The 24,293-nt window shown below is 57.9% G+C and carries 27 protein-coding genes; 10 read left to right on the top strand and 17 right to left on the bottom strand.

Annotated elements, in window-relative coordinates; translation table 11 throughout:
* Window positions 1–2: 2 nt before the first annotated feature.
* The 3 genes from ACR0L1_RS19780 to hmgA form a co-directional block, all read right to left on the bottom strand.
* Window positions 3–953: an MBL fold metallo-hydrolase gene (locus ACR0L1_RS19780; RefSeq protein ID WP_170787143.1), complete on the bottom strand. Its 951-nt coding sequence runs from the start codon at window positions 951–953 to the stop codon at window positions 3–5.
* 87 nt (window positions 954–1,040) lie between these two features.
* Window positions 1,041–2,297: a fumarylacetoacetase gene (gene fahA / locus ACR0L1_RS19775; protein ID WP_480860494.1), complete on the bottom strand. Its 1,257-nt coding sequence runs from the start codon at window positions 2,295–2,297 to the stop codon at window positions 1,041–1,043.
* 65 nt (window positions 2,298–2,362) lie between these two features.
* On the bottom strand, window positions 2,363–3,718 hold the full coding sequence (hmgA, locus tag ACR0L1_RS19770) for a homogentisate 1,2-dioxygenase (protein ID WP_170787147.1): 1,356 nt from the start codon (window positions 3,716–3,718) through the stop codon (window positions 2,363–2,365).
* A 59-nt stretch (window positions 3,719–3,777) separates the two neighbouring features.
* Here hmgA and ACR0L1_RS19765 point away from each other — a divergent pair, with 59 nt between their 5' ends.
* The 3 genes from ACR0L1_RS19765 to ACR0L1_RS19755 all read left to right on the top strand — a co-directional run bounded on the left by ACR0L1_RS19765 (window position 3,778) and on the right by ACR0L1_RS19755 (window position 6,296).
* A complete protein-coding gene (locus ACR0L1_RS19765) occupies window positions 3,778–4,230 on the top strand; it encodes a MarR family winged helix-turn-helix transcriptional regulator (protein ID WP_170791422.1) in 453 nt (150 codons plus the stop codon).
* Window positions 4,231–4,292: 62 nt separating this feature from the next.
* Window positions 4,293–5,528 (top strand): adenylate/guanylate cyclase domain-containing protein, encoded by a 1,236-nt coding sequence (locus ACR0L1_RS19760; RefSeq protein ID WP_480860492.1) that lies wholly within the window; start codon window positions 4,293–4,295, stop codon window positions 5,526–5,528.
* A 306-nt stretch (window positions 5,529–5,834) separates the two neighbouring features.
* A complete protein-coding gene (locus tag ACR0L1_RS19755; RefSeq protein ID WP_480860490.1) occupies window positions 5,835–6,296 on the top strand; it encodes a GNAT family N-acetyltransferase in 462 nt (153 codons plus the stop codon).
* Window positions 6,297–6,396: 100 nt separating this feature from the next.
* Here ACR0L1_RS19755 and ACR0L1_RS19750 read toward each other — a convergent pair whose 3' ends face one another.
* On the bottom strand, window positions 6,397–7,206 hold the full coding sequence (locus ACR0L1_RS19750) for a division plane positioning ATPase MipZ (protein ID WP_170775140.1): 810 nt from the start codon (window positions 7,204–7,206) through the stop codon (window positions 6,397–6,399).
* A 140-nt stretch (window positions 7,207–7,346) separates the two neighbouring features.
* Between ACR0L1_RS19750 and ACR0L1_RS19745 the strand changes: the two genes are divergently transcribed.
* A complete protein-coding gene (locus tag ACR0L1_RS19745) occupies window positions 7,347–8,294 on the top strand; it encodes an AEC family transporter (RefSeq protein WP_480860488.1) in 948 nt (315 codons plus the stop codon).
* A 65-nt stretch (window positions 8,295–8,359) separates the two neighbouring features.
* Here ACR0L1_RS19745 and rpmE read toward each other — a convergent pair whose 3' ends face one another.
* The gene (gene rpmE, locus ACR0L1_RS19740) at window positions 8,360–8,581 is read right to left on the bottom strand and encodes a 50S ribosomal protein L31 (protein ID WP_170775136.1); all 222 of its coding nucleotides are present in this window, start codon (window positions 8,579–8,581) and stop codon (window positions 8,360–8,362) included.
* Between the two features lie 11 nt (window positions 8,582–8,592).
* Window positions 8,593–8,976: a 50S ribosomal protein L19 gene (gene rplS / locus ACR0L1_RS19735; protein WP_170328369.1), complete on the bottom strand. Its 384-nt coding sequence runs from the start codon at window positions 8,974–8,976 to the stop codon at window positions 8,593–8,595.
* A gap of 367 nt (window positions 8,977–9,343) precedes the next feature.
* Between rplS and ACR0L1_RS19730 the strand changes: the two genes are divergently transcribed.
* Complete coding sequence (locus ACR0L1_RS19730; RefSeq protein WP_480505538.1) at window positions 9,344–10,141, top strand: glycoside hydrolase family 25 protein; 798 nt, start codon at window positions 9,344–9,346, stop codon at window positions 10,139–10,141.
* Here the strand turns inward: ACR0L1_RS19730 and trmD are convergent.
* From trmD to ACR0L1_RS19680, 10 genes are all read right to left on the bottom strand, one after another.
* Complete coding sequence (gene trmD / locus ACR0L1_RS19725; protein ID WP_480860486.1) at window positions 10,138–10,941, bottom strand: tRNA (guanosine(37)-N1)-methyltransferase TrmD; 804 nt, start codon at window positions 10,939–10,941, stop codon at window positions 10,138–10,140. The genes ACR0L1_RS19730 and trmD overlap by 4 nt on opposite strands.
* Window positions 10,938–11,753 carry a hypothetical protein gene (locus tag ACR0L1_RS19720; RefSeq protein WP_480860484.1) on the bottom strand — a complete coding sequence of 272 codons (816 nt, stop codon included), beginning with the start codon at window positions 11,751–11,753 and terminating at the stop codon, window positions 10,938–10,940. Before ACR0L1_RS19720 ends, trmD begins: the two co-directional genes overlap by 4 nt.
* Window positions 11,753–12,256 (bottom strand): ribosome maturation factor RimM, encoded by a 504-nt coding sequence (rimM, locus tag ACR0L1_RS19715; RefSeq protein ID WP_170775128.1) that lies wholly within the window; start codon window positions 12,254–12,256, stop codon window positions 11,753–11,755. Before rimM ends, ACR0L1_RS19720 begins: the two co-directional genes overlap by 1 nt.
* Complete coding sequence (locus tag ACR0L1_RS19710; protein WP_170356104.1) at window positions 12,249–12,395, bottom strand: hypothetical protein; 147 nt, start codon at window positions 12,393–12,395, stop codon at window positions 12,249–12,251. Before ACR0L1_RS19710 ends, rimM begins: the two co-directional genes overlap by 8 nt.
* Window positions 12,396–12,399: 4 nt before the next feature.
* Window positions 12,400–13,035: a 5,6-dimethylbenzimidazole synthase gene (bluB, locus tag ACR0L1_RS19705; protein ID WP_480860483.1), complete on the bottom strand. Its 636-nt coding sequence runs from the start codon at window positions 13,033–13,035 to the stop codon at window positions 12,400–12,402.
* Between the two features lie 12 nt (window positions 13,036–13,047).
* Window positions 13,048–13,437, bottom strand: a complete 390-nt coding sequence (gene rpsP, locus ACR0L1_RS19700) for a 30S ribosomal protein S16 (RefSeq protein ID WP_010437590.1) — start codon at window positions 13,435–13,437, stop codon at window positions 13,048–13,050.
* A gap of 66 nt (window positions 13,438–13,503) precedes the next feature.
* Window positions 13,504–13,800, bottom strand: coding sequence for a chorismate mutase (locus tag ACR0L1_RS19695; protein ID WP_170791436.1), 297 nt, complete (start codon window positions 13,798–13,800; stop codon window positions 13,504–13,506).
* Window positions 13,797–14,351: a GNAT family N-acetyltransferase gene (locus tag ACR0L1_RS19690; protein WP_480860481.1), complete on the bottom strand. Its 555-nt coding sequence runs from the start codon at window positions 14,349–14,351 to the stop codon at window positions 13,797–13,799. The genes ACR0L1_RS19695 and ACR0L1_RS19690 overlap by 4 nt, the downstream gene beginning before the upstream one ends.
* Window positions 14,348–15,850, bottom strand: a complete 1,503-nt coding sequence (gene ffh / locus ACR0L1_RS19685) for a signal recognition particle protein (RefSeq protein ID WP_170791440.1) — start codon at window positions 15,848–15,850, stop codon at window positions 14,348–14,350. Before ffh ends, ACR0L1_RS19690 begins: the two co-directional genes overlap by 4 nt.
* Before the next feature lie 857 nt (window positions 15,851–16,707).
* The gene (locus tag ACR0L1_RS19680; RefSeq protein WP_480860479.1) at window positions 16,708–17,760 is read right to left on the bottom strand and encodes a hypothetical protein; all 1,053 of its coding nucleotides are present in this window, start codon (window positions 17,758–17,760) and stop codon (window positions 16,708–16,710) included.
* A gap of 293 nt (window positions 17,761–18,053) precedes the next feature.
* On the opposite strand from ACR0L1_RS19680, the gene ACR0L1_RS19675 reads away from it, so the two are divergent.
* The 5 genes from ACR0L1_RS19675 to ACR0L1_RS19655 all read left to right on the top strand — a co-directional run bounded on the left by ACR0L1_RS19675 (window position 18,054) and on the right by ACR0L1_RS19655 (window position 23,200).
* On the top strand, window positions 18,054–18,530 hold the full coding sequence (locus tag ACR0L1_RS19675; protein ID WP_480860477.1) for a PepSY domain-containing protein: 477 nt from the start codon (window positions 18,054–18,056) through the stop codon (window positions 18,528–18,530).
* A gap of 35 nt (window positions 18,531–18,565) precedes the next feature.
* Window positions 18,566–19,225, top strand: coding sequence for a response regulator transcription factor (locus tag ACR0L1_RS19670; protein ID WP_480860475.1), 660 nt, complete (start codon window positions 18,566–18,568; stop codon window positions 19,223–19,225).
* Window positions 19,225–20,568: a sensor histidine kinase gene (locus tag ACR0L1_RS19665; RefSeq protein ID WP_480505554.1), complete on the top strand. Its 1,344-nt coding sequence runs from the start codon at window positions 19,225–19,227 to the stop codon at window positions 20,566–20,568. The genes ACR0L1_RS19670 and ACR0L1_RS19665 overlap by 1 nt, the downstream gene beginning before the upstream one ends.
* Window positions 20,569–20,649: 81 nt before the next feature.
* Entirely contained in the window at window positions 20,650–21,027 is a 378-nt protein-coding gene (locus ACR0L1_RS19660) for a hypothetical protein (RefSeq protein ID WP_170791446.1), read from the top strand.
* 400 nt (window positions 21,028–21,427) lie between these two features.
* Complete coding sequence (locus ACR0L1_RS19655; protein WP_480860473.1) at window positions 21,428–23,200, top strand: Tad domain-containing protein; 1,773 nt, start codon at window positions 21,428–21,430, stop codon at window positions 23,198–23,200.
* A 72-nt stretch (window positions 23,201–23,272) separates the two neighbouring features.
* On the opposite strand, the gene ACR0L1_RS19650 is transcribed toward ACR0L1_RS19655, so the two are convergent.
* Window positions 23,273–24,280: an Ldh family oxidoreductase gene (locus tag ACR0L1_RS19650; RefSeq protein WP_480860471.1), complete on the bottom strand. Its 1,008-nt coding sequence runs from the start codon at window positions 24,278–24,280 to the stop codon at window positions 23,273–23,275.
* Between the last annotated feature and the right edge of the window lie 13 nt (window positions 24,281–24,293).

Below are 24,293 nucleotides of genomic sequence, written 5' to 3'. Positions count from 1 at the left end.
CCCTAGGCTTGCAGGGCCTCCCACATCTCCAGATCCCGTTGGGCGGTCCATATGCGCGGCGTGTCAATACCTCGGGCTTCGTCATAGGCGCGGGCGACGTTGAAGGGCAGGCAGTGTTCATAAATCGCGTAATCGGCAAATTTCGGATCACACTCGGCACGTACGGCGTCCCACGCTTCTTTAAGCGATCCTCCACGCGCCGCGACCTTTGCAGCAGGAAGGTAGGTGCTTCCGACGAAATCGCGGGTGTTTTCGATGGCGGCATTGACCATGTTCTTGCCGATCAGAGCGTCACCGCGTCCCGGCGCGATGGCGTCCACGTCGAACCATTTGATCGCATCCAGCGTATCGCCCCAGTCGCCGAAGTGCCCGTCGCCGCAATAGCAGGCCGAGTGGTATTCGACGATGTCGCCTGTGAACATGACATTCTGATCAGCCACATGGATGACGATATCACCCGCCGTATGGGCGCGGCCCAGATGCATCAGGTCGACCCGGCGGTTGCCCAGATAGACCGTCATCGTATCGCTGAAGGTGGTGGTGGGCCACGTCAGGCCGGGGATGCTTTCATGCCCCTCAAAAAGGCGGGGAAAGCGTTGGAATTCGCTGTCCCAATCCTCTTGTCCGCGTTCCACGACCATAGCGCGGGCCATATCCGACATCAGGATTTGCTGCGCTCCGAAGGCGCTGGCCCCAAGCACGCGCACGGCGTGGTAGTGGGTCAACGCCACATGGGTGATCGGTTTGTCGGTGACCGAGCGGACGCAGTCGATGACCTTCTGCGCCAGACGGGGGGTGGCCTGGGCCTCGATGATCATGACGCTGTCATCGCCGATGATGACGCCGGAATTGGGATCGCCCTCGGCGGTGAAGGCATAGAGCCCTTCGCCGATTTCCGTGAAGCTGATCTTTTTTTCGGACATGTCCCCTTGGGACGCGAAAGCCTTGGCCATGTTGGGTTCCTTTTTCCGAGCCGTGTGCGGATTGTGGTGTTGCACCGCCTCCGGCGGCCGTATTTTTGACGAGAAGAAGGGCTGGGTTCACCTTTTATAGGGGTCGTCCAATGCGGGCAGCAGGGTGCCGGTGCAATCTCCGAAGCCGATTGTGTAACCGTCGCCTTTGGCGGATCCGGTTAGGGTCAGAGTGTCGCCGTCCTCGATAAAGCTACGGGTCTCGCCAGTGTCGAGGGTCAGGGGTTCCTTACCGCCCCAGCTGAGTTCCAGAAGTGAGCCGCGCTCGGGTTTTGTGGGGCCAGATATCGTGCCCGATCCCAGTAGGTCGCCGGTGTTCATCGGGCAGCCCGAGGTCGTGTGATGGGCCAGTTGTTGGGCTGCAGAATAGTACATCTGGTTGTAATTCGTACGCGCGATCGTAGTGGCGGGCTTGCCAGCGGGGGCCATCGTAACGGACAGGTCGATGTCATAGAGCATGGGTCCACAATCTTTGAGGTGATCCAGCAGCTCATGTTGGCGGGCTGGGGTGTCACAGCGGAATGGCTCCAGCGCGGCTTTGGTCACGATCCAGGGGCTGATCGAGGTGGCCGTGGCCTTGGCCTGGAAGGGACCCAATGGCTGATATTCCCAGGCCTGGATATCGCGGGCGGACCAATCGTTTAGCAGAACATAACCAAAGATGTTTTCGTCCGCCTCCTGCACCGAGATCGGGCCTTCCGACGGTGTGCCCACAATGGCGCCCATCTCAAGCTCAATGTCAAAGCGGCGGCTGGGCAGGAAGGCCGGGCGGTCGTGATCGGGAGACTTCAATTGGCCCCACGGACGACGGATATCCGTGCCCGACACAACAACGGACGAGGCGCGGCCGTTGTAGCCGATGGGAATGTGCAGCCAATTGGGTGGTAGCGCATTTTCGGGCCCGCGGAACATGGTGCCAACATTCTGTGCGTGGTGGCGGCCTGCGTAGAAGTCGGTGTATTCGCTGACTGCGAAAGGCAGGTGCATCTCGGCATCACTTTGAGCCACGAGCAGGGGTTCGACTTGCCCTTGTTCTTCCGATCCGTCGGCCAAAAGACTGTTCAGGCGCGCGCGCAGGGCAGCCCAGACGGCCGGGCCTTGCTCCATCAGTGGGTTCCAAAAGGGCAGGTCAAACAAGGGCTCATCCGTCAGGACGATCAGGCCTTTGGCCTCGGCCGTGGTGATGTCGAGGATCATGTCTCCAATCGCCACTCCGCAGCGCGGTTCACCGTCTTCGGTGGAAAACACACCGTAAGGCAAGTTGTTCAATGGGAACGGATGGTTGGCGGCGTTGGCCGAAGCCACCCAGGAATTCATCAAGGACATTCTTTCTCCAGACCTTTTGTGCAGGTCGAGATTTTTCGTCGAAAAATCTTGGACCCGCGAGGTGTTTATTTTTTGCCGGGTGTTCCGTCGAACTTTTTCTCAAGCGAGGTCCAGCAGTCAATGTAATCATCCTGCAAGGGGGCCTCATTGGCGGCGAATGCCGTTAGGTGCTGCGGAAAACGGGTTTCAAACATGAAGGACATGGTGTTGTCCAACTTGTCCGGGCCGAGGTTGGAATTTGACGCTTTGTCAAACGCTTCGCGGTCCGGCCCGTGGGGCAGCATCATATTGTGCAGGCTCATCCCTCCGGGAACAAATCCCTGTGGCTTGGCGTCATACTGGCCGTAGATATTGCCCATCAGCTCGGACATGATGTTTTTGTGGTACCAGGGCGGGCGGAACGTGTCTTCTGCCACCATCCAGCGTTCGCGGAACAGGACGAAGTCGATATTGGCCGTGCCGGGCTGGCCCGAAGGCGCTGTTAAGACAGTAAAGATCGACGGATCGGGGTGGTCGAACAGGATCGCGCCGACCGGGCAATAGGTGCGCAGGTCATATTTGTAAGGCGCGTAGTTGCCATGCCAGGCGACCACATCCAGCGGGCTTTGCCCGATCTTGGTGGTATGAAACTGGCCGCACCACTTTACGGTGACAGTCGAGGGGACCTCGCGGTCTTCGAACGCCGCCACGGGCGCCTTGAAGTCGCGCGGGTTGGCCATGCAGTTCGCGCCGATCGGACCTCGGCCCGGCAGTTCGAATTTTTGCCCGTAGTTCTCACAGACGAAGCCGCGCGCAGGGCCTTCCAGAACCTCGACCCGGTAGACCAGACCGCGTGGGATGATGGCGATCTCTTTGGGTTCAACGTCAATGATCCCAAGCTCGGTGGCAAAGCGTAGACGGCCTTCCTGAGGGACCACCAACAGCTCGGAATCGGCCGAGAAGAAATAGTCATCCACCATGGAGTCCGTCACCAGATAGATATGGCTGGCCATGCCCACCTGCGTATTGACATCCCCCGCCGTGGTCATGGTGCGCATGCCAGTCAGCCAGGTCAGGCCGTCACCGGAATGGGCAACCGCGTCCCAGCGGTATTGACCCAAGCTGATGACATCCGGGTCAACGCAGGGGGCCGATTTCCAATAGGGCAGGTCGATTTTCTCATATCGATGCGAATGCTTGACCGAGGGGCGAATGCGATAGCACCACGTCCGTTCCGGCGGATTGGCGGTGAATGCCGTACCGCTCAGCTGTTCGCCATAGAGGCCATAATTGCAGCGTTGCGGGCTGTTCATCCCTTGCGGCAGCGCGCCGGGCAAAGCTTCTGTTTCAAAGTCGTTTGCCCAGCCAGGCATATAGCCTTCGTGTGTGCCAACAGAGCTGCTGGCCTGGGTCATCTGATGCGGATCAGCCGGACGGTTCATCCCGTACTCCTCCTGTTTTGCTGCTTGTGGGATAATAGTTGATTTTGTAACTAACAAGCATGACAAAGACAGACACCGCAAAAAATGATGCGTTTGATTTGCAGGATTTCCTGCCCTATCTGCTGAACCGCGCAGCCGAGGAAAGCTCGTTGGAATTTCAGCGTGCCTACAAGGACCGCTACGGGATGTTGCGCACGGAATGGCGTGTGCTGTTTCATCTGGGAAATTATGGTGAGATAACCGCGAAAGAGATCGGGGAAAGAGCGCGTATCCACAAGACCAAGATCAGTCGGGCGGTCAGCAAGCTTGAACTCCGCCGATTCCTGACACGCACGCCCAACGAAAGCGACCGCCGGGTCGAGCATCTGAAACTGACCCCAACGGGCAAGGCTGCCTACCGAGAGCTCTGCGGCATAGCCCGGCAATATGATGCCAAACTGGCCGCAATGTTTGATGAGGATGAAGCCGCCCTGCTGCGCAAGATGTTGCAGAAACTGGCCGAGATGAGGTGAACTCTGGTAATTGTCATCCATTGACCCCAGATGACGTTCAGAGCGGACATAGGAAACAAAGAATGACAGCCCCGGAAAAGAACGCGGCGAAATCAACGGATTTGATCAACTGGATTGTTGCCCGCGGCCTTGAAGGCGCGGACAAAGAAGAATTGCTGGACGGGTATTGCACTCGGCTGGTTGAGCTCGGCGTGCCGCTGATGCGGTTTCATGCGGCCCAATCGGCCCTGCACCCGGTCTATGGCGGCACCGGCTACAGCTGGTATCAGGGGCAGGGCGGCGATTATCAGAAATTCAAATACTCGGAAGATGTCAGTGAGGATTGGCAGAACAGCCCATTATACGCGATCCTCAACGAAGACCTCGATTTCGTGCATGAACGGATCGTCGATCAGAACGAACCCAGCCGATATCCTCTGATCAACGACCTGCGCGAGGTCGGTGCGACCGACTATTACGCCACCAGTGTGCCCTTTGACATGCCGACCAACAACATACCACTCGATGCGAAAAAGGCGGTAGATGGGGTCTTGCTGTCCTGGACCAGCAACGCGCCTGACGGGTTTCAGGACAGCGATCTGGACCTGATTAATACGGCCTTGCCGCATCTGGGGTTGGCGTTGAAATCAGCCTCGAACGCGCGGATATCCAAGGACCTGATGCGCGTCTATCTGGGCCGCGATGCAGGCCGTCGTGTGTTGTCGGGCGAGATCCGGCGCGGGTCGTTGCAGCAGATCGACGCGGTGATCTGGAACTTCGATCTTGAGGGATTTACCAGCCTGTCCGAAGAGCTGCCCGGCAACGAGATCATCGACATGCTGAACGACTATCTGGCGGTGGCGGTTGGCGTGGTCCATGACAATGACGGGAATATCCTGAAATTCATGGGCGACGGGCTGATGGCCATGTTCGATGTCGGGGATATTGATGAGGATGCAAGGGCCGCGCTGAAGGCCGTTCCGATGCTGCAATCGCGTATTGAAGAGCTGAACGTTGCGCGAAAAGCCGACGGTCTACCCGTGGCGAATTTCACGCTGGCGCTGCATTCGGGGGAAATCCTCTATGGCAATATCGGGTCCGAAAGCCGTTTGGATTTCACCGTCATCGGCCCAGCGGTAAACCAGACCGCGCGGATCGCAGGGATGCACCGGTCATTGGGCCAGCGTATCCTGATCTCGGACGATGTTGCGCAGGCAGCGCAGCCTTGTGGGCAAGACCTGATCTCGGTCGGACGCTACATGCTGCGCGGTGTACCCGAACCGAAAGAGTTGTTTACGGTCTATCGGGCGGGGGGTTAGGTATTGGGGTGCGGCAATACACCTGTCCTTGCTCGTAAGTCGTCGCAGTGATACCCCAGTTGCACGCTCGGCATGCTCGCAGGGCGATGGAGATTTTATGTTTGCGATTGCGGGAAACCGCTGAGTCCTGAACGGAAGGACGACTAAGCCAAATAAAGCCTGTTTATAATTTCTCAGGCTTCCAATGACGTATGGCTCGTGAACAGTCGAAACAACCATAACTGTGAATGACAATGGCACGGGTTCTGCGTCCGCCATATCGATAGCTTTTGCTCGTTTGGCGATACAACGAAAGACGAAGGACCAATGAAAATACGACCAACAATGCGCGACGATGTCGCCGCTTTACAGGAAGTACTTAACGGCACCGAACTTTTCCCAAGTGAGATGCTGCCTGACATGGTGAACAGTTTTCTATCCGATGAAGAAAGCTCTGAAATTTGGCTAACATGCGAAGTGGACGGAAACCCAGTGGGTTTTTGCTACGCAGTTCCAGAAGAGCTTGCAGAAGGGACATGGAATATGCTCGCCATTGCAGTTTTGCCCACGCAGCAAGGAGGCGGTTTAGGTAGTGCAATCTCAATGCATCTGGAGACCGAGCTTAAAGTGCGTGGGCAGCGCATCCTAATAGTTGACACGTCAGGCACGGAAGAGTTCAAGCAGACTCGCGAATTCTACCGAAAGAATGGCTACACCGAGGAAGCCCGTATCAGGGATTTTTGGGCGACAGGAGATGACAAAATCGTCTTCTGGAAGTCCTTAAACTGACTTATCAGGCTGCTGGCCTGTCTTCGGACGGGCCAGTTTCTCTCAGTTGCCTTGACGGAAAAATCAGCTTCGTCCCGCATAGCGGACTTGCGACGGCGACCTAAAAGTCGATCTCAACACCCGGCAGGTTCAACTCTTTCATCATGTCGCGCAATTCCTGTCGCGCAGCGATGTTCGAGATGTTGAGTTGTTTGACCCCGATATCCTTTAGGTCCAGCAGGGTCAGGCCACGGGGGAACAGCTCGCGGAAGATCACACGCTCGGAAAATCCCGAAGCGACGCGGAACCCGATGCGCTGCGACAGCATCTCGATCGCGCGCTGCATCTTTTCCTTGTTGACCATGCGCTGCGTACCGACACGGTTGCGCACGACGACCCAGTCGATCGGTTTCAACCCGGCCTGCGCGCGCAACTGGCGGGCATTCCAGACCATCTCGGAATAGACCGAAGGACCAAGGATTTTCTCACCCTTGGAATCGATCCGCGCCAGCAGGTCAAAGTCGATGAAACTGTCGTTCAGTGGCGTGACAAGCGTATCGGCCAGCGAATGTGCCACCTGGCTGAGGCGGGTATGCGAGCCGGGGCAGTCGATCAGGATGAAGTCACTATCGCTTTCCAATTCGGCCACCGCGGCCGAGAGGCGATGGTCATAGATATTCTCGCCGGGCTTCAGCTTGCTTGCGTCAATCTCGGGCAGGTCGTGGTGGCGCGGGGTCGGCAGGGTCAGGTCCGAATTCTTCAAGAAGTTGGCCCGGTTTTCGAAATACCGTCCCAGACTGCGCTGTCGCAGGTCCAGATCCAGCGTGCTGACTTTGTGTCCCAGTCGGGCCAATGCAGTGGCCACATGCATCGAGACGGTCGATTTGCCTGCGCCGCCCTTCTCGTTCCCCACTACGATAATATGTGCCATGCCTGTATTCCCAAGTCCCGCCGTGTTTGACCACAGTTTGTTGCGCGCCACTATATGTTGTGGAGCGAAGGAAGGGAAGGACCCGAAACGCCATTCTAGGGCGCTGTTGCGAAAACTCAGACCCTGGGCCGAGGGGGCGGTTGCCAAAAGCGGTCCTCTATTTCACTCTTGCTTGGAGAGCTACGCTGGAAGGGCGTGAATTGGAGCAACTTTTCCTGAATGTCCTGAACGTGGTCCTGCCGGTTCTGATCTGCGCCGGGATCGGGTACGTGTTGGCGCTGACAAAAGCACCCTTTGATAATAAGGTCATCGGAGGGGTGGTTTCGCGCGTTGGGTACCCGACCCTGATCATCTCGCATCTTTCGACGACCCAGATCGCGGTTGGCACCTTTCTGGACGTCATGGCCGCCGCAGCGTTGGCGATTGCGGCGTTTGGCATGTTGGGCTTTGTCGCGCTGAAGGCGATGCGCCTGCCGGTTCGGGCGTTTTTGACGCCATTGATGCATGGGAATGTAGGCAATATCGGCCTGCCGATTACTCTGCTGGCGTTGGGCGATGCCGGGATGGCCTATACGATGGGTTTTGTGGTCGTCGTTTTGATCAGCGTTTTTACCCTTGGAATGTGGATCCCGGCCGGAGAGTTCTCGGCCAGAAAGCTTCTCACCTCTCCGGTTATTTATGCTGTCGTCATCTCACTGATCCTGATGACGACCGGGTACAGCCTGCCGCAACCCGTGGCCAAGTCCTTTGACATCCTCGGTGGGCTGTCGATCCCGCTGATGCTGCTGACGCTGGGCCATACACTAGCCAGCCTAAGGGTGCAAAGTCTGGGGCGTGCGGTGAGCCTGACCGCATTGCATCTGGGTATGGCGTTTGCCATCTCAACGAGCCTCGTCTGGGTCTTTGGGTTTACGGGGGCCGAGCGTGGCGCGGTGATCCTGTGCTGCCTGATGCCGTCCTCGGTGGCGACCTATTTGTTTGTCGACCAGCATCTGCCGGAATACGGCCCTGACGTGGCTGGTTTCATTCTTGTCTCGACCCTGGCAACCATTCTGGTTCTGCCTGTGGCGCTATCCTATTGGATCTGATTGCGCCAGCCCAAAGAAAAAGGCCGCCCCAAGGGACGGCCTTTCGGATCTGATCCGGGTCAGGCTTAGAAGCCCAGACCTTCGTATTTCTTCTTGAACTTCGACACGCGGCCGCCGGCGTCCATCAGGCGCGCGCCGCCACCGGTCCATGCGGGGTGCACGGAGGGGTCGATCTCCAGGGCCAACTGGTCGCCTTCGCTGCCCCAGGTGGATTTCATCTGAATCACGGTGCCATCGGTCAGTTTGACGTCGATGAAGTGGTAGTCGGGATGGATGTCTTTTTTCATCTTTCCGCTCCTTACGCCTCGGCGCCTGCCTTGGGCTTGTAGTTGGTGACTTCGGCGATACGCGCGGATTTACCACGGCGCGAGCGCAGATAGTACAGTTTGGCGCGACGGACGCGGCCACGGCGAACAACGGTGATGCTGTCGATGTTGGTCGAATGCAGCGGGAACACACGCTCCACGCCTTCGCCGAACGAGATTTTGCGGACGGTGAACGAACCGGCGATGCCGCTGCCACCTTTGCGCGCGATGCAGACACCTTCGTAGTTCTGCACACGGGTACGCGACCCTTCGGTCACTTTAAAGCCGACACGGATGGTGTCACCGGCTTTGAAATCGGGGATGTCTTTCCCCAGGGCGGCAATCTGTTCCGCCTCAAGCTGTGCGATCAGGTCCATCGCATTCACTCCTATCTGCTCGTGGTTGGTCCACGAAGTTTGGGCACGGGCTGAGAGCTCTTGGTCTTCACCGGGTTCTGCATGCAGCCCGCCAGAGGTCAGATCGAATGTTCCTTAGTCCGGTTTGTTCGGCCGCGCCCAGACCGAAGAAAGCCAGGCGTCACGACATCGACCAAACCAAAACACCGGAGTCGCATGACGCGGCACCGGATTGCGGTCGTTTAAGGGCATTATGTGCAGGGATCAAGCCCAAAATGCTGTGAAGCGGTGGGATTCCGCCGCCTCAAAACAGCATCGTTGCTTTGATCCGTCGATCAGGCATTCTGAGGGTAATTACAAGAGCAGTCATTTCAAACAGGAACAGAACATGCGCATTGCATTGATGCTTGCTGTCGTGGCTTTTGCCATCCTGTCCTGCGGTCGCAGCAGCCCGCCGCCGCAAGAGGTTGAGGCCAACGCGTTTCTGGGCACGACCTCACCTTCGGTGATCTTCCCGGCTTTTGGCGATGCTGATCCGCACCCGTGGGAGGGGCGCCATCCTGGCCACTATCCGGTGCACGGTCTGGACGTGTCGCGTTGGCAAGGGCCGATTGACTGGCACAAGGCCAAGGCTTCGGGGGTTAGCTTTGTCTTCATCAAGGCGACTGAGGGTGGTGATGTAGCTGATCCGATGTTTGCAAGTCACAGCAGCGGAGCAAAGGCCGCCGGGGTGCCTTGGGGTGCCTATCACTATTTTTATTTCTGCCGCCCAGCTCGCGAGCAGGCGCGGTGGTTCATCCAGAACGTTCCCAAAGGGTCGGACCTGCCGCATGTTCTGGATATGGAGTGGACGCCGCATTCCAAGACCTGCACCCTACGCCCCGATGGCGCGACCGTCCGGGCTGAGGCGAAGAGGTTTCTGGATATTCTCGAACGTCACTACGGGCGGCGTCCGATTGTCTACACCACCGTGGATTTCTACGGCGACACCGACATAGGGCGCCTGCCCAAGACAGAGTTCTGGCTGAGGTCAGTGGCAGGCCACCCCCGCAAGGTCTATCCCAAGGCGGTTTGGCGGTTCTGGCAATATACCGGCACTGGTTTGGTGCCCGGCGTGCAGGGACCCGTGGACATCAACACCTTCAACGGCCCACCCGAGATTTGGGCGCGGTGGAAGAACGGCTAGTCTTCGGACTTTGCTTTGGAGTAGGCGTCCCACAGGTCGGGGCGGCGTTCCTGTGTGATCCGCTCGGACATCTCATGCCGCCAGTTGGCAATACGGCCGTGATGGCCCGACATCAGAATGTCCGGGATCGGACGGCCCTTCCATTCGGCAGGGCGAGTGTATTGCGGGTGTTCCAGCAGGCCCGAGGAGAAGCTCTCTTCCTCAGCCGAGGCCTGATTGCCCAAAACGCCGGGGATCAGCCGCACAGTCGCGTCGATCAGAGCCTGCGCGGCAATCTCACCACCGGTCATGACGAAATCGCCCAAGGAGACCTCTTGCACGCCGAAATGCTCCAACACCCGCTCATCGACGCCTTCGAACCGGCCACACAGCAGGGTCATACCGTCACAGCGCGCCAGATTCTGCATCATGCGCTGATCCATCCGGCGGCCACGCGGGCTGAGGTAGATCAGCGGCCAATTACCCCGCACCCCCGCCATCGTGTGTTCAATCGCCTCGCCCAGTACATCGGCGCGAAGCACCATGCCAGCGCCGCCACCGGCAGGCGTGTCGTCCACATTGCGGTGCTTTCCGACGCCGAATTGGCGCAGATCGACGGTTTCCAACTGCCAGAGGCCCTCTTGCAGTGCCTTACCCGTCAGGCTCTCGCCCAACACACCGGGAAAAGCTGAAGGGAACAGAGTGATGATCTTAGCCTTCCACACTCCGTGCAGGTCGGGCGTTGGGGTCAGCAACTCACGCGGTTTCAGGGTCGGGCGGATCGCCTTGCGCCCATGAGATTTCGACGGTTTTTCGGTCATGTCGCACCCATCAGCGCCTGCTGCGCCCGTTCAACTACGGCGGCCTTTTGCGCGACCAAGGCGGCTTCGTCCAAACGTGATCTGTTCAGGTTCAGCAATTCCGCCAAAACGTTCTCGGGCAACCGAGTGTTAGATTTGGAGGGCGGAACCAACCGTTGCGCCTTGTCATAGGGTAAGTCCAGATACTCGGCAAAGGGCGCACCCGGCCCGAATTGACGCAATTGCTGTTCCTCCAGCCATTCCGTGGTCACGGTGACCGAGGGCAGTTTCTCACGGATCTGGTCAACGGTCTCTTGCAACGAGGGCAAATGGTCGATGCTGTCGCGGAACGTGTCGAAATCTTGCACCTGCCGCATCCGCTGCAAATCATGCGCCCACAGGCTGCTTAGCCAACCGCCCCGTTGGCGCAAAGACAGGTAAAGCGTGATCTCTACCTCCTGCCCTGAAAACCTCTGGTGGATCGAATCTACCAGACAGGCGGCCAGATCGGGAGCCGCCGCGTAGCCCTGTTCCAGATTGCGACTGGGGCGGAGACCCGCGAAGTTTTCCTCGCTAAGGATCAAGCCGCGCTTTTCTCCAAAATCCAGCGTATCGAGGAAGTCGCGCATCTGGCGACCGAATTCGGACAAAGTGCCAACGGTGCCATAAACGGAATGGTTAGTTGCTGCCCGCGACAATCCCGAATTGCGCGTGCGATAAGGCAGAACCAGCGCGAAATGCGGCCAGATCAATTCGCGGTTGTCGTAGAGGAAGGATTGCGCCGCAGTGGTGCCGGTCTTGTGCAGGCCCAGATGCAGCAGGACGCGGCGCATCAGATCAGCCCTTCGGGCGGGTCGGCGATGATGCGGCCTTGATCCAGATCGACCGTGGGGACGGCCTCAAGCGTGAAGGGCAGCAGAACGGTGGCCTTCAGCCCCGGCCCGTGCAGTTCCAGCAGGTCGGCAGCGCCGTGGTTTTGCACAGACTTCACACGGCCCAGCAGGGTGCCGCCTGTGTCATAGACCTCAAGCCCGATCAGGTCAGTGTGATAGAACTCATCATCGGGTAACGAGGGCAGTTGATCGCGCCGCGCAAACAGTCGCAGACCTTTCAGTGCATCGGCCTGTTCTTTGGTTTCAACTCCGCCCAAACGCGCCGCAAAGCCGTTCTTGATCGACCGGGTCAGGATCAGTGGATAGCGTTCTCCACCGGCCTCATCAGTCAGGGGAGAATAGGCTTCGATATCCTCGGGGATGGCGCAATAGCTTTTCAGCCGCACCTCACCGCGCACGCCATATGATCCCGCAATGCTGCCGACGCAGATCAGATCACTCATTTGCCCCATCCGTCACACAAAGTCCGTCATCCCATTGCCCGATGCCTTCGCAGGCTTCGCGCTGGTTTGAGCGTTCGAAGAACACGCCGACAATAAAGGCGATCATCAGCAGGATGGGAAGGCGTAATAACCCGAACATGCGCCTATCGCACCTCAATGGGCAGGCTGTCGTCGCGGCATTCCCAGCCGACCTGTTCCAGTTCAGGCGTGTCCGATTGCGTTTCTGGCAGGCCAACGCAGAAATAACCGATCAGGCGCCAATCCTCGGGCACGTCCAGATCGCGCGCCATCTTGTCGGGGTCCAGAATGGACACCCAGCCCAGCCCCAGACCCTCGGCCCGCAAGGCCAGCCAGAACAGGGTGATGGCCGAGACCACGGAATAGCGCCGCATCTCGGGCATCGTGCCTGCGCCCAGACCTTGCCCCTTGTCGGTGGTGTCGTCGCAGAACACGGCCAGTTGCACCGGGGCCTCTTGTATCCCCGACAGTTTCAGGCGGCTGTAGAGCTGCGCCTTTTCGCCGGAATACCCGTCTAATGCCTGCGCATTGGCTGTTTGAAAATTTCGCAGCGCCGCGTCGCGCGCGGGCTGGCTTTTGACGCGGATCACGCGCCAGGGTTCGCTGAGCCCCACCGAAGGGGCCAGCCGAAACGCGTCGAGGCAGCGCGTCAGCACTGCCTCGTCAATCGCGTCGGTGCGAAACCGACGCACATCGCGCCGGAGTCGCAGCAACAGGTCAAACTGCGCGCGAAAATCGTCGGTGAAAGTCTGATCCCGCACGCGCTTTCCTGCTTATTCTTCTGCAGCCGCTTCTTCAGCCGGAGCAGCAGCAGCTTCTGCCGCCTCAGCAGCCTTGGCTGCTTTTTCTTCGGCGCGTTCCTGGGCTTTCTTGCCCGGGGTGCCCTTGTTGGGGTTGTTGCGCTCGGCCTTGTCGCGGGCGCCAGCAGCTTCCAGCATACGAGCGATCCGATCGGTGGGCTGAGCGCCCTGATCCAGCCAGTACTGGATGCGCTCCATGTTCATTTTCACGCGCTCTTCGCTGTCTTTGGGCAGCAGCGGGTTGTAGGTGCCCAGTTTCTCGATGAAACGGCCATCGCGGGGCATACGGCTGTCAGCCGCAACGATGCGATAGAACGGACGTTTTTTCGAGCCGCCGCGGGCGAGACGAATTTTCATTGCCATGGTGGTATCTCCTTAAGATGGCGTGACCGGTCAAGGACCGGGTATTCTATGGGTGGAAACGACGGGTCATTCCTGATGTTTCCGGTGGTGTCGGATGACTTCCTGAATGATGAAATTCAGGAAAGCCTTGGCGAAGTCGGGGTCCAGATCGGCCTCTTTCGCCAGGTCTTCAAGCCGAGCGATCTGCGCAGCCTCGCGCGAGGGATCGGACGGGGGAAGGTCGTGTTGCGCCTTGAGCTTGCCAACGGCCTGCGTGTGCTTGAACCGCTCGCCCAGCGTGTAGACAAGGATCGCGTCCAGCCGGTCGATGCTTTCGCGATGCTCTTTCAGCAGCGTGGCAGCCTGTGCTACGGGATCGGTCATGCGTATGCCTCCATGCCGCCATTCACCAGATCGGCTGGGGCGGGGTGCCGCCAGACCTCGGAAGGGCCGAATTTCGGGTGCTCAAAGTGGTAGTCAAATGCTGCGCCCAGACGTTTGGCGACTGCCTTGCTAGCGTGGTTTTCCGGGTCGATCAGCGAAATCGCCGTGTCCCAGCCCAGCACGTCATAAGCGTGAGTACGTGCGGCCATTGCGGCCTCGGTCGCATAGCCTTTGCCGGTGGCGTGGTTCATTAGCGTCCAACCGACTTCGCGTTCGGGCCAGCTGTGAGGATACCACAGGCCGACATGTCCCACATAGATCCCGGTGTTCTTTTCCTCAACACCCCAAAAGCCATAGCCGCGCATCGCCCAATGACCCAAAAGCTGCGCAATGAAGCGCCATGTCTCATCAGGTCTTTTGCGGCCACCGAGAAACTTGGCTGCGTCTGATGCGAAAAACTCAGCCTCGGCCTCGAAATCGGCCTCGGACGGCGCGCGGAGGATAAGGCGCTCGGTTTCAAGCCGGGGGATATGATTGGCGATCAGATTCACTTTTTCTTCCCGAACCCGCTAAGCCCCGGAGGCAGGGCCATGCCGCCGCCCATGCCGGGCAGGCCGCCGCGTCCGCCCATGGCCTTGGCCGCCTGTTCCAGCGCCTTGGGGTCCATGCCTGCGGCCATGTCTTCGGGCGAGGGGCCGCCTTTGCCGAACATGCCCTTCATGGCTTGTTTCAGCATCTTGCCTTTGCCCATCTTGCCCATCTTCTTCATCATGTCCGACATCTGCCGGTGCATCTTGAGCAGCTTATTGAGGTCGCTGACCTCCATCCCAGAACCCGCAGCGATCCGTTTCTTGCGGCTGGCTTGCAACAACTGAGGGTTGGCGCGTTCGCGTTTGGTCATCGACTGGATCATGGCGATCTGCTGGCGCAGGATCTTGTCGTCCAGACCGGCCTGATCCATCTGTTTGGCCATTTTGCCCATGCCGGGCATCATGCCCATCATGCCCTGCATGCCGCCCATCTGGATCATCTGCTCCAGCTGCATTTTCAGGTCGTTCATGTTGAACTGACCTTTGACCATGCGCTTCATCATGCGCTCGGTCTGTTCGATCTCCATCGTTTCCTGGGCTTTTTCGACCAGGGCAACAATGTCGCCCATGCCCAGAATACGACCGGCGATCCGGTCCGGCTCGAAGGTCTCAAGCGCGTCCATCTTCTCGCCCAGACCGACAAAGCGAATGGGCTTGCCGGTAACTGCGCGCATCGACAGCGCCGCACCGCCACGTCCGTCGCCGTCCATCCGGGTCAGAACTACGCCGGAAATGCCGACCTTGGCGTCGAATTCTTCGGCCACTTCAACAGCGACCTGACCAGTCAGGCCGTCGACCACCAGCAGGGTTTCGCGCGGATCGACCACGTTGCGAACCTGCTCGACCTCATCCATCAGGACTTCGTCGATGTGCAGACGGCCCGCGGTATCCAGCATGAAGACGTCATAGCCACCCAACGTTGCCTGCTGCTTGGCGCGCTTGGCGATATCCACCGGCTTTTGACCAGGTACGATCGGCAGCGTATCAACGCCGACCTGCGTCCCCAACACGGCCAGCTGATCCATCGCCGCTGGGCGATAGACGTCGAGCGAAGCCATCAGAACCTTCTTGCCCTCTTTCTCTTTCAGGCGTTTCGCCAGCTTACCGGTCGTGGTCGTCTTACCCGAGCCTTGCAGACCGACCATCAGGATCGGCGCAGGCGGGTTGTCGATCTTCAGCTTGCCGGGGTCTTCTTCACCGCGCAGCGTGTCAACCAGCGCGTCATGCACAATCTTGACGACCTGCTGGCCGGGGGTGATCGACTTGGTGACGGCCTGACCGGTCGCCTGTTCCTGCACCTTCTTGACGAAAGCACGGGCGACGGGCAGCGAGACGTCGGCCTCAAGCAGGGCCACGCGAACCTCACGCAGGGCGGTTTTCACGTCTTCTTCGGACAGCGCGCCCTGTTTGGTCAGCCGGTCAAAGACGCCGGAAAGGCGTTCGGATAGATTTTCAAACATGCCTTCGGCCTCCTTAGCCGGTTATCTGGTGGCGCCTCCTAGATAGGATGCGTCGGTCAAATGCACAAACGCCCCCACGGGCGAAACTCGCTGGTGGGGGGCGATCCCTGAACGACTCAAGGGACCGGAAGATCAGACGCTTCCGGATGTTGCGGCGGGTGTTATCCGAGACGCTGCCGACTGTCAACTCGGGCTTGGGTTCGCAGGGGTGCAAAACGGATGAATGGCTCGAAAACACAAGGATCTGACCCGAGGCGATTCGCGCGCCCTATTTGGTTTTGTTGCGATTTTCGCGACAACATTAACGCAAGCTGAACAATGTATTTGCTGTGTGTTCAACGGAAATCTGCATAATCGCGGCATCGATTCTTAACGAAAGTGAGTATTTACCCGAATTCATGCAAAGGGGAAACGCATGACAAAGTCTGCCATCCTGATTGCCGGACCTCGGACCACCGCTGCTAATCGGTCCCGGAATTTGGTTCAGCGTGACGGAAAAACACCGTGCGATAAGACGCGCGGAAACCGCTTTCCTCCGATTAACATTACACTGTCTTCTATCATCGATGAGATGCGGCTTATCGAGGCAAAAAGAAGCGTTCCGACAAAGTAGAACGCATCAGGACAAGACATACGGAATAGGTACGGTGAAAAGGGAAAGCCCGCTCAAAATAGAGCGGGCTTTTTATCGCGGCTAGAGTGAGAAAAGGTGCGCGATACGTGAAACTGTGCAGAACGTGGCGAGGTTCTGCGAATTTGTTCCGGGCCAGCCAAAGGCTCATGTAGGTGGATGAAATGGCTGGCCCGGCCCCCCATGCCTCCGTGAGTGTAAGGGCAGTGAGATCGGTGATTGGGTCCTATTCGACTTCGGATACCTCTTCTTCTTCGATAGGATCCTCAACCGGGTCGAGACCCAACATCGCCCTTACGGTCGCTTCGACCTCATCCGTGACGGGTTTGTTCGCCGCGGCCTCCAAAGCTTCACGTTCCAGTTCGGGCTGAGCCTCGACCTGTTCCGTCAGGGTGTCGACCGTTTCGACGGCTTCTTCATATTCCTCGGCGTCTGCGAGTTCTGTTTCAAATTCGGACGCGGCCATCTGCGAGGCTTCAAGCGCTTCTTCTGCTTCCATAAGCTCTTGTTCAAGAGCCTCCTTTTCCTCGTCCGGAGCATTTTCAAGTTGCTCGGTCAGATCATCCACAAGCGCTTGATCTTCCACAACTTGTTGCTGAGCATCGGTCAGGTCGTTCTCAATGTCTTCGGTGGGACGAGCAGGAGGTTCCAAGCCATCCAGGAATTCCTGGGCTTCTTCCAGTTCCTCGCTCAGTGCCTGACCGGCCAGAACCGTGTCACGGTAGGTGGCGATGCGACCCACACGTGAATTCGGCGATGCGTTTTGCAGCGCCGTCTCGCTGGCGTTGGCGGCGTTCAACGCGCCCAACTCGGACGGGTGCGCACCAAATTCAGCCGAAGCCTTGTTGCCCTTCTTGCGGCCCTTTGGTCGGACGGATTCCTCTACCTCGGTGGTTGAGGTCGTCGTGCTGGCCACGCGGGCGGATTTCTTTTTCGACTTGTTCCCGTTGAACAGCTCTTTCAGGGAAAAACCGCCACCGGATTTTTTCCCGGAGCTGCCGGACTTGGTTTTGCCGCGACCGGCATTGCCTTTGGCTTTTGCGCCATCACCTTTGTTGGCGTTGCCATTGCCGCCTTTATCGCCACCATTCCCGTTGCCGCCGCCATTCCCGTTGCCGCCGCCATTCCCGTTGCCGCCGCCATTCCCGTTGCCGCCACCATTGCCATTTTTGGCATAGGCAGCGTCAGGGACAGCAAGTGTCGTCACGATTGCGGTGGAGCCGACCAAAGCGACTGCGACTGCCGTAGCTTTCAGCAGGATGTTGGTTTTGGTCTTCATATCAGTCCTCACGGGTCATGTGTTTGCATCCATGTTTTCCGGCACGACAAACGCGCGACAGAATCACCCCACGACCTCATTTGAACTGATGCACCCTGAACACACGAAAAACCGTTTGTTCATCACTGGTTCACATAGAATAAATTAGGCTTTAGACCGTTTCGCGCGAGAACGAGTTGACAGTGATGAGACAGCTTTTGGCGACGGCATTTGTGGCGTCCCTTCTCCTGACCGGAGAAGGGCAGTCTGCTGTGCGCGAACTCAAGCAGTCCGAATTGCGGCAAGCGACGCTTGTGGGCGGGGCGATCCGCCTGAAAAAAGTCATCAAGGGCGTTGAGAAGGTCTTTGGCGGCACCCCCGTGGATGCGCGCGCATTCAAGGATGACAAGGTTTACTACCGCATTCTGGTCAAAAAGCCGAACGGCCGGATCATCAGCGTGATCGTCGATGCTCAGACGGGCGCGGTTATTTCAAACGGGTCCAGTATCGGGCGGCAGATCAAAGAGGCAGCGAAGACTTCACCGGGCAATTCTGCAACGGCCAAGTCCAACGGTGCTTCCAATGCCAAGTCCAATAACGGCAACAATGGCAATAACGGGAACCGCGGAAATTCAGGCAACAATGGCGGCGGCAACAGTGGTGGCAACGGCGGCGGCAACAGTGGTGGCAACGGCGGCGGCAACAGTGGTGGCAACGGCGGTGGCGGCGGCAACGGTGGCGGCGGCGGAAATGGCGGCGGCGGCGGAAATGGCGGCGGCAAGAAAAACTAGATGAATACGCAACTGAATAGCTGTAAATTCGCGATATGAGAGTACTTCTGGCAGAAGATGAGCCGCACCTGAGCGCTCAAATCAAGAGATTGCTGAATGCTGAAGGGCGGGTCGTGGACACCGCTCAAAACGGCCTGGAGGCCCTGCATCTGGGGTCGACCGAGCCTTACGACATGATCATTCTCGATATCGGCCTGCCTGAACGCGATGGTATCACAGTGTTGCGGGAATGGCGTGAGGCCGGGGTTTCGACGCCGGTTCTGATCTTGACTGCGCGCGATGGGTGGAGCGATCGGGTCGACGGGCTGGATGCAGGCGCGGATGACTATATGATCAAACCCTTCCATATGCCTGAACTGGCCGCGCGGGTGCGTGCGATATTGCGCCGGCAAAGCGGACAGCTGAACACGGTCATCGAAATGGGCGATGTGGCGTTGGACACAAAGAACGGGCGGGTGACGGTCAAGGATGTGCCGGTAGACCTGACCGCGCAGGAAATCGCGGTTCTTACATATCTTTCGCACAATCGCGGACGGCTGATCTCACGCACCGAACTCTCTGAGCATATCTATGAATATGACGGCGATCGGGATTCAAACACCATTGCGGTTTTCATTACACGCCTGCGCAAAAAGCTGGGATCGGAACTGATCAAGACGGTACGTGGACGCGGCTATATGATTGACACGGACTGATGCTTTCCCTGCGTCAGCGCGCATTGCTGGGGGGGATCGCTTCTGGGGCGGTGTCGGTTGGCGTGGGGACTCTGGCAGTGTTTTCCTACATCAACTCAAGGGTCTCGGACCAGTTTGACACCGCGTTGCGGGATCGCCATACCCAGCTTGTGGTAGGGTTGAGCGTCACGACAGACAATCCCGATGCGCTTGGCAACCTAATGTTCGACCCGGCTTATGGCACACCGTTTTCCGGGCGCTATTGGCAGGTCACCGGTAGTGATGGGTCGGTATTTACGTCGGCCTCGTTGTTCGATGAAACGCTGGCCGAGCCCCGGGGCCTTCCCAACGCGCCTACCTTTTGGAACACGCAAGGCCCCGAAGATGAGGCCGTGCGCAGTATCTACCAGGAAATATCTTACGAAGACGGAACGGTCTGGGGTGTCAGCGTGGCTGAAAGCCGCGAGGAATTGATGGGCGAACGCCGCGCGGCCCAGCGGAACCTTCTGCCGGTCTTTACGCTTGTCGGTCTGATCGGAGTGGCTGGGTCGCTTTTCCTGATGTCGGCTATTCTGGGGCCGCTGCGCAAACTACGCACAGATGTGTCCCATCGCTGGGACTCGGATGAGGGGTTGAAGCCGGATGATTACCCCGAAGAAGTCTCGCCGCTGGTTGAAGACCTTAATCAATTGTCGCGACGCAACCGGGACATCGTCTTCGGGTCCCGACGGCAGACCGCTGATCTGGCTCATGCCCTCAAGACCCCGACGGCCATATTGCGCAATGAACTAACCAGTCTTTCCGAACAAGGTGCCACGACAGACACGGCGCAAGAGGCACTGGACCGGATCGATGCGCAGCTCAGCCGCTCACTGGCGCGGATGCGTGCGATGAATACGGCCGAACTGACCCATTCCCGTACGGATCTTTCAAATTCGGTCGACCGTCTTGCGCGCTTGTTCTCGAGAATGACCGAACGGGAAGGCAAACAATTTCAAGTCACTCGCGAAACCGGATTATGGGTGCGCATGGACCCTCAGGATATCGAAGAGGTTCTGGGCAATCTGATGGATAACGCCGTTAAATGGTGTCAGAAGACTGTTCGGGTTGTGGCGCAGGTTAGAAAAGGCAACGTCGAGGTTCTAATCGAGGATGATGGGCCCGGCATCCCCGAGGACAACCGGCGCGAGGCCCTGCGCTCGGGCGGGCGGTTGGACACATCGGTTGCCGGCAGCGGGCTTGGTCTTGCGATTGCGGTCGATCTGCTGAACGCGTATGGGGCAAAACTCGACCTTGGCCGTTCAACGAGCCTGGGCGGGCTGGAGTGTCGTATCGTTATTCCGACGGGCTGGAAAAGACCTTAGATTGCGTCGGTTGGGTGCAATTAGGGCAAACGGCTTTTCTTAAGTAATCTTGGCTCATTCTGATAGCTTGGAGTGGGGCATATGCGGATAACTTTGGACATCATTGAAAAAGGCACGGTCATAGGCGCGGCAATTGCTGCGGTCCTGCCGCTTTATCAATGGTATGATGAACGGTCCGGTCGAGAGTTGGAGCGTGTCTCCAGCTTGGTCATCGGGGGGCAGGCCTGTGCAGAATGGGTTATTTCTCATGATGTGCGGGCCACCGTGGATGTCCTAGAAAATGCGCCTGAGGATGTTGTGACGGCGGCGGTCAACCGCGCGGATTTTGCGTTGAATATGTCAATTTTGTGCGGAAAGCTTCTGGATCATTTGCACATGGGGATGGAGAAACTGGACCTTTCTCGGGCCGAGGAAGAAGCCATGCGCTGGTCCGGTTTTCCGTATGAAGACGAGTACTGAGAGGCCAATTTTCACGGTATTTTTAGGCGTGTGTGTGGGCCGAGTGGAACCGTTGGGCGGCAAGGCCTGACGTGAGGTGTCCGCGATGAAATTTCCAGGCTCGCGACTCGGAGGCCTAAAAATAAGGGAATGTGGCAAGGTTACCCATGGTCACTCGGTCTGTTAATTTTCGGTCAGTGGTCCTCGTGTAAAGCGCCGTTTTCACGGATGTGTGATATCATATTGATTTTAAATATTTTTATTCGAATTCGTGACAGTCCCGTGTTTTCCGCGTCACCCGCGCGTTCATTTTGAGTTAAAAATGGGTTCACCTCCGGTAACCCAAATAGCAACATTACGGCAAAATAGAGACAACTTCTTTGGGCATCTTATTCGCGAATAAGGATGTCTGGAGAAAGAAATGTTTAATCTGAATTCACGGAAGAAAGCCGTTTCAAAAACTCTCCGAAATTCGGTTGCGGATGTTGGTTGGTTTGCGAAACGCGAAGAAGGTGGTTTGACAATTTTCGCGTTGTTTGCCTTTTTTCTATTGTTGGCTGCGGCGGGTATTGCCGTCGATGTTATGAACTATGAGCGCGACCGCGCGAAATTGCAGTGGGCTCTGGACAACGCTGTCCTCTCTGCCGCGAGCCTTGAGCAAACCCTCGATCCTGCACAAGTTGTCGAAGCACATCTGGCGGCATCCGGTTTGGGCGAGTACGCGAGTTCGATTTCTGTCGAAGACAAATATCTGGACCGCACCGTCCGTGCCAGCCTGACATCTGGTTTTGACACCAATTTCATGCGGTTGAGCGGTGTTGAGACGATTTCATTGGGCGTGAATTCCGCCGCGCATGAGGCGGCACCGTGCACCGAGATTTCCATGGTTTTGGACATCTCAGGCAGTATGGGGAACAATCAACGCCTGACCCAAATGCAGACCGCAGCCAAAGCATTTGTCACAAAAACTCTGGAGCATAACAACGACCCAGGCACCGAGTGCGCGACCTCGGTCAGCGTTATCCCGTTTGCAGGTCAAACCAACCCAGGCTCGGTGATGTTCGAATACTTGGGCGGCGAGCGGTTTGGCACGACCACCGACGACGATTTCTTCCCGGAATGGAAGCAGGATATCTCGAACGTCGTGTTCTGGTTTGATACAGACGGCAATGCTGACCCCGATTTTTCCGTCAAGATCGACAGCTTCCCGGACAACGAAACCGATCTGTTCAACAAGGATGACGTCGACACGTACTATCACTATGTCCGGGACTTTATCATCAACAACTCGTCCCAGCTGCCTGAGAGTGCCGAACTGGTGGGTGCATCCATCAAGGGCGGGAAGCAGGAGACGATGTATTACAGCATTGACCGGACAACGACGGTCTATAGTGAGGCTTCGGGCCCAACCAAGTTCAATAACGTCGACATCGAGCTTCAGTATTCGGATTTCCACAGCTATGTGGGCAACATTCCGAACAACACCTCGTCTTGCCTGGAAATGACCTATTCGGATTTCCTGAATACAAGCCTGCCTTCAGGTTCGATCGATCAGACGCCCTATTTCGTGAACTGGGAATATGATGAGACGACCCAGAATTGGGGTTGGTGTCCGGAAGACGAAATGAGCATCCAATACGCCCAGAACGATGAAACCAAACTGCACAATTTCATCGACGGTCTGCGCCTGTTCGATGGAACCGGCACCAACTACAGCCTGAAATACGCGCTGGCCCTGCTGGACCCGTCAAGTCAGGATGAGTTTGCCTATCTCAGCAAAGCCGGGGAAGTTCCCTCCGAGTTCGCAGACCGCCCGCTGAGCTGGGATCACGAAAACAGCTCGAAGATTATTGTGATCATGACCGATGGACAAACCACCCCGCAGGTTCGCCCCGCCGATGAGATGGAAGAGGAAAACGGCCTGACGGAGCTGACTGCGCGTCCAAGTGAAGACTCGACCATCGCCTCGTCGCAGCTGACCAACCTGCAACTGTTCCAAGAACAGTGTGAATTGGCCAAAGCGAAAGGTGCCGTTGTCTACACCGTCGCGTTCGAAACCACGGAGCAGGCCGCATCCGAGATCAGAACCTGTGCTTCGTCCTGGTCGCACTACTATGAAGTGACCGGTGAAGAGATTATCGACTCCTTCGTGTCGATTGCAGGCTCGATCCAGAAGCTGCGTCTGATCCAATAACCCAATGTGGTCGAGAACGAGAAAGGGCGCCAATACGGCGCCCTTTTTTCGTTCCGTCGGGGGTGCGCAGCGTTAGGCCAGGATAGCCTCGATCTTGTCCAAGGTCGCCTTGTTGACCGCGACGCCTTCGGTTTCGGCGGCAATGCGTTTTGCGCGCCGTCCGTCGCCCGGCAGATGCGCGCCGTCCTGAGAATGGATCGAGCCGACCAATGCACTGATATTTTCGGCAAACATGTCTTGCGCCGCAGCGGCCGGGTCGATGGCGATAAAGAACTGACCGGTCTTGGGTGGCCCCCCAGCTGTGCCCGAGAACGGCGAGGCGTGAATGCCGAGCGTCGCGCCGGTCAGGGCTGCGGCCATGATCTCGGTCAGCAAAGCGATGCCCACTCCTTTGTAGCCCCCCGATGGGGCCATCGAGCCCTTGAGCCCGACATTAGGGTCCGTGGTTGGGTTCCCATCCGCGTCCAGCGCCCAGCCCACAGGGATTGGTTTGCCTTCGCGGGCATGTTTCATGACCTCGCTCTTGGCGATGGTGCTAGCGCTTTGGTCGATCAGAACGGCGGGCTGTCCATCTGTGCCGGGTACCGCGACCGAGAACGGGTTGGTGCCGATAACCGGCTTCGACCCGCCCGATGGCGCGATTGAGGCAGGTGCATTGGTAAAGCCCAACCCAACCAGACCCGCCTGCGCCAACCGGTGCGTGTGATAGCCCAGGACCCCGCAATTATAGCTGTTGCGGATGGCCAAGGCCGCGATGCCCTGTTCCTTGGCGGCTGGGATTAGGGCGTCAAACCCCATGTCAATTGCGCTATGTGCAAACCCTGTTGCCGCGTCAACCGTGATCAGGCCAGAGCGAGGCCGGTCCAAGACGGGCTTTGCGGCACCGTCGACCTTTCCGCATTGCACATGTTCGCAATAGATCGGGATATAGGCCAGACCGTGGCTGGCCACCCCATCCGCTTCGGTTGCCGCCGTGGCAACGGCCAGCGGGCGAGCGTTGGCTTCGGTCGTGCCAGCGGTAACAAGGGCGCGAAAGGCCAGGTCTTCGATTTCGGTCAGGGTCAGAGTGCGGGTTTCCATCGTGTCGCTTTCA

The sequence above is a fragment of the Ruegeria sp. J8 genome (assembly GCF_056531925.1).
The sequence above is the reverse complement of the archived record's forward strand: the minus strand, read 5'-3'. Positions and strand labels throughout refer to the sequence as shown.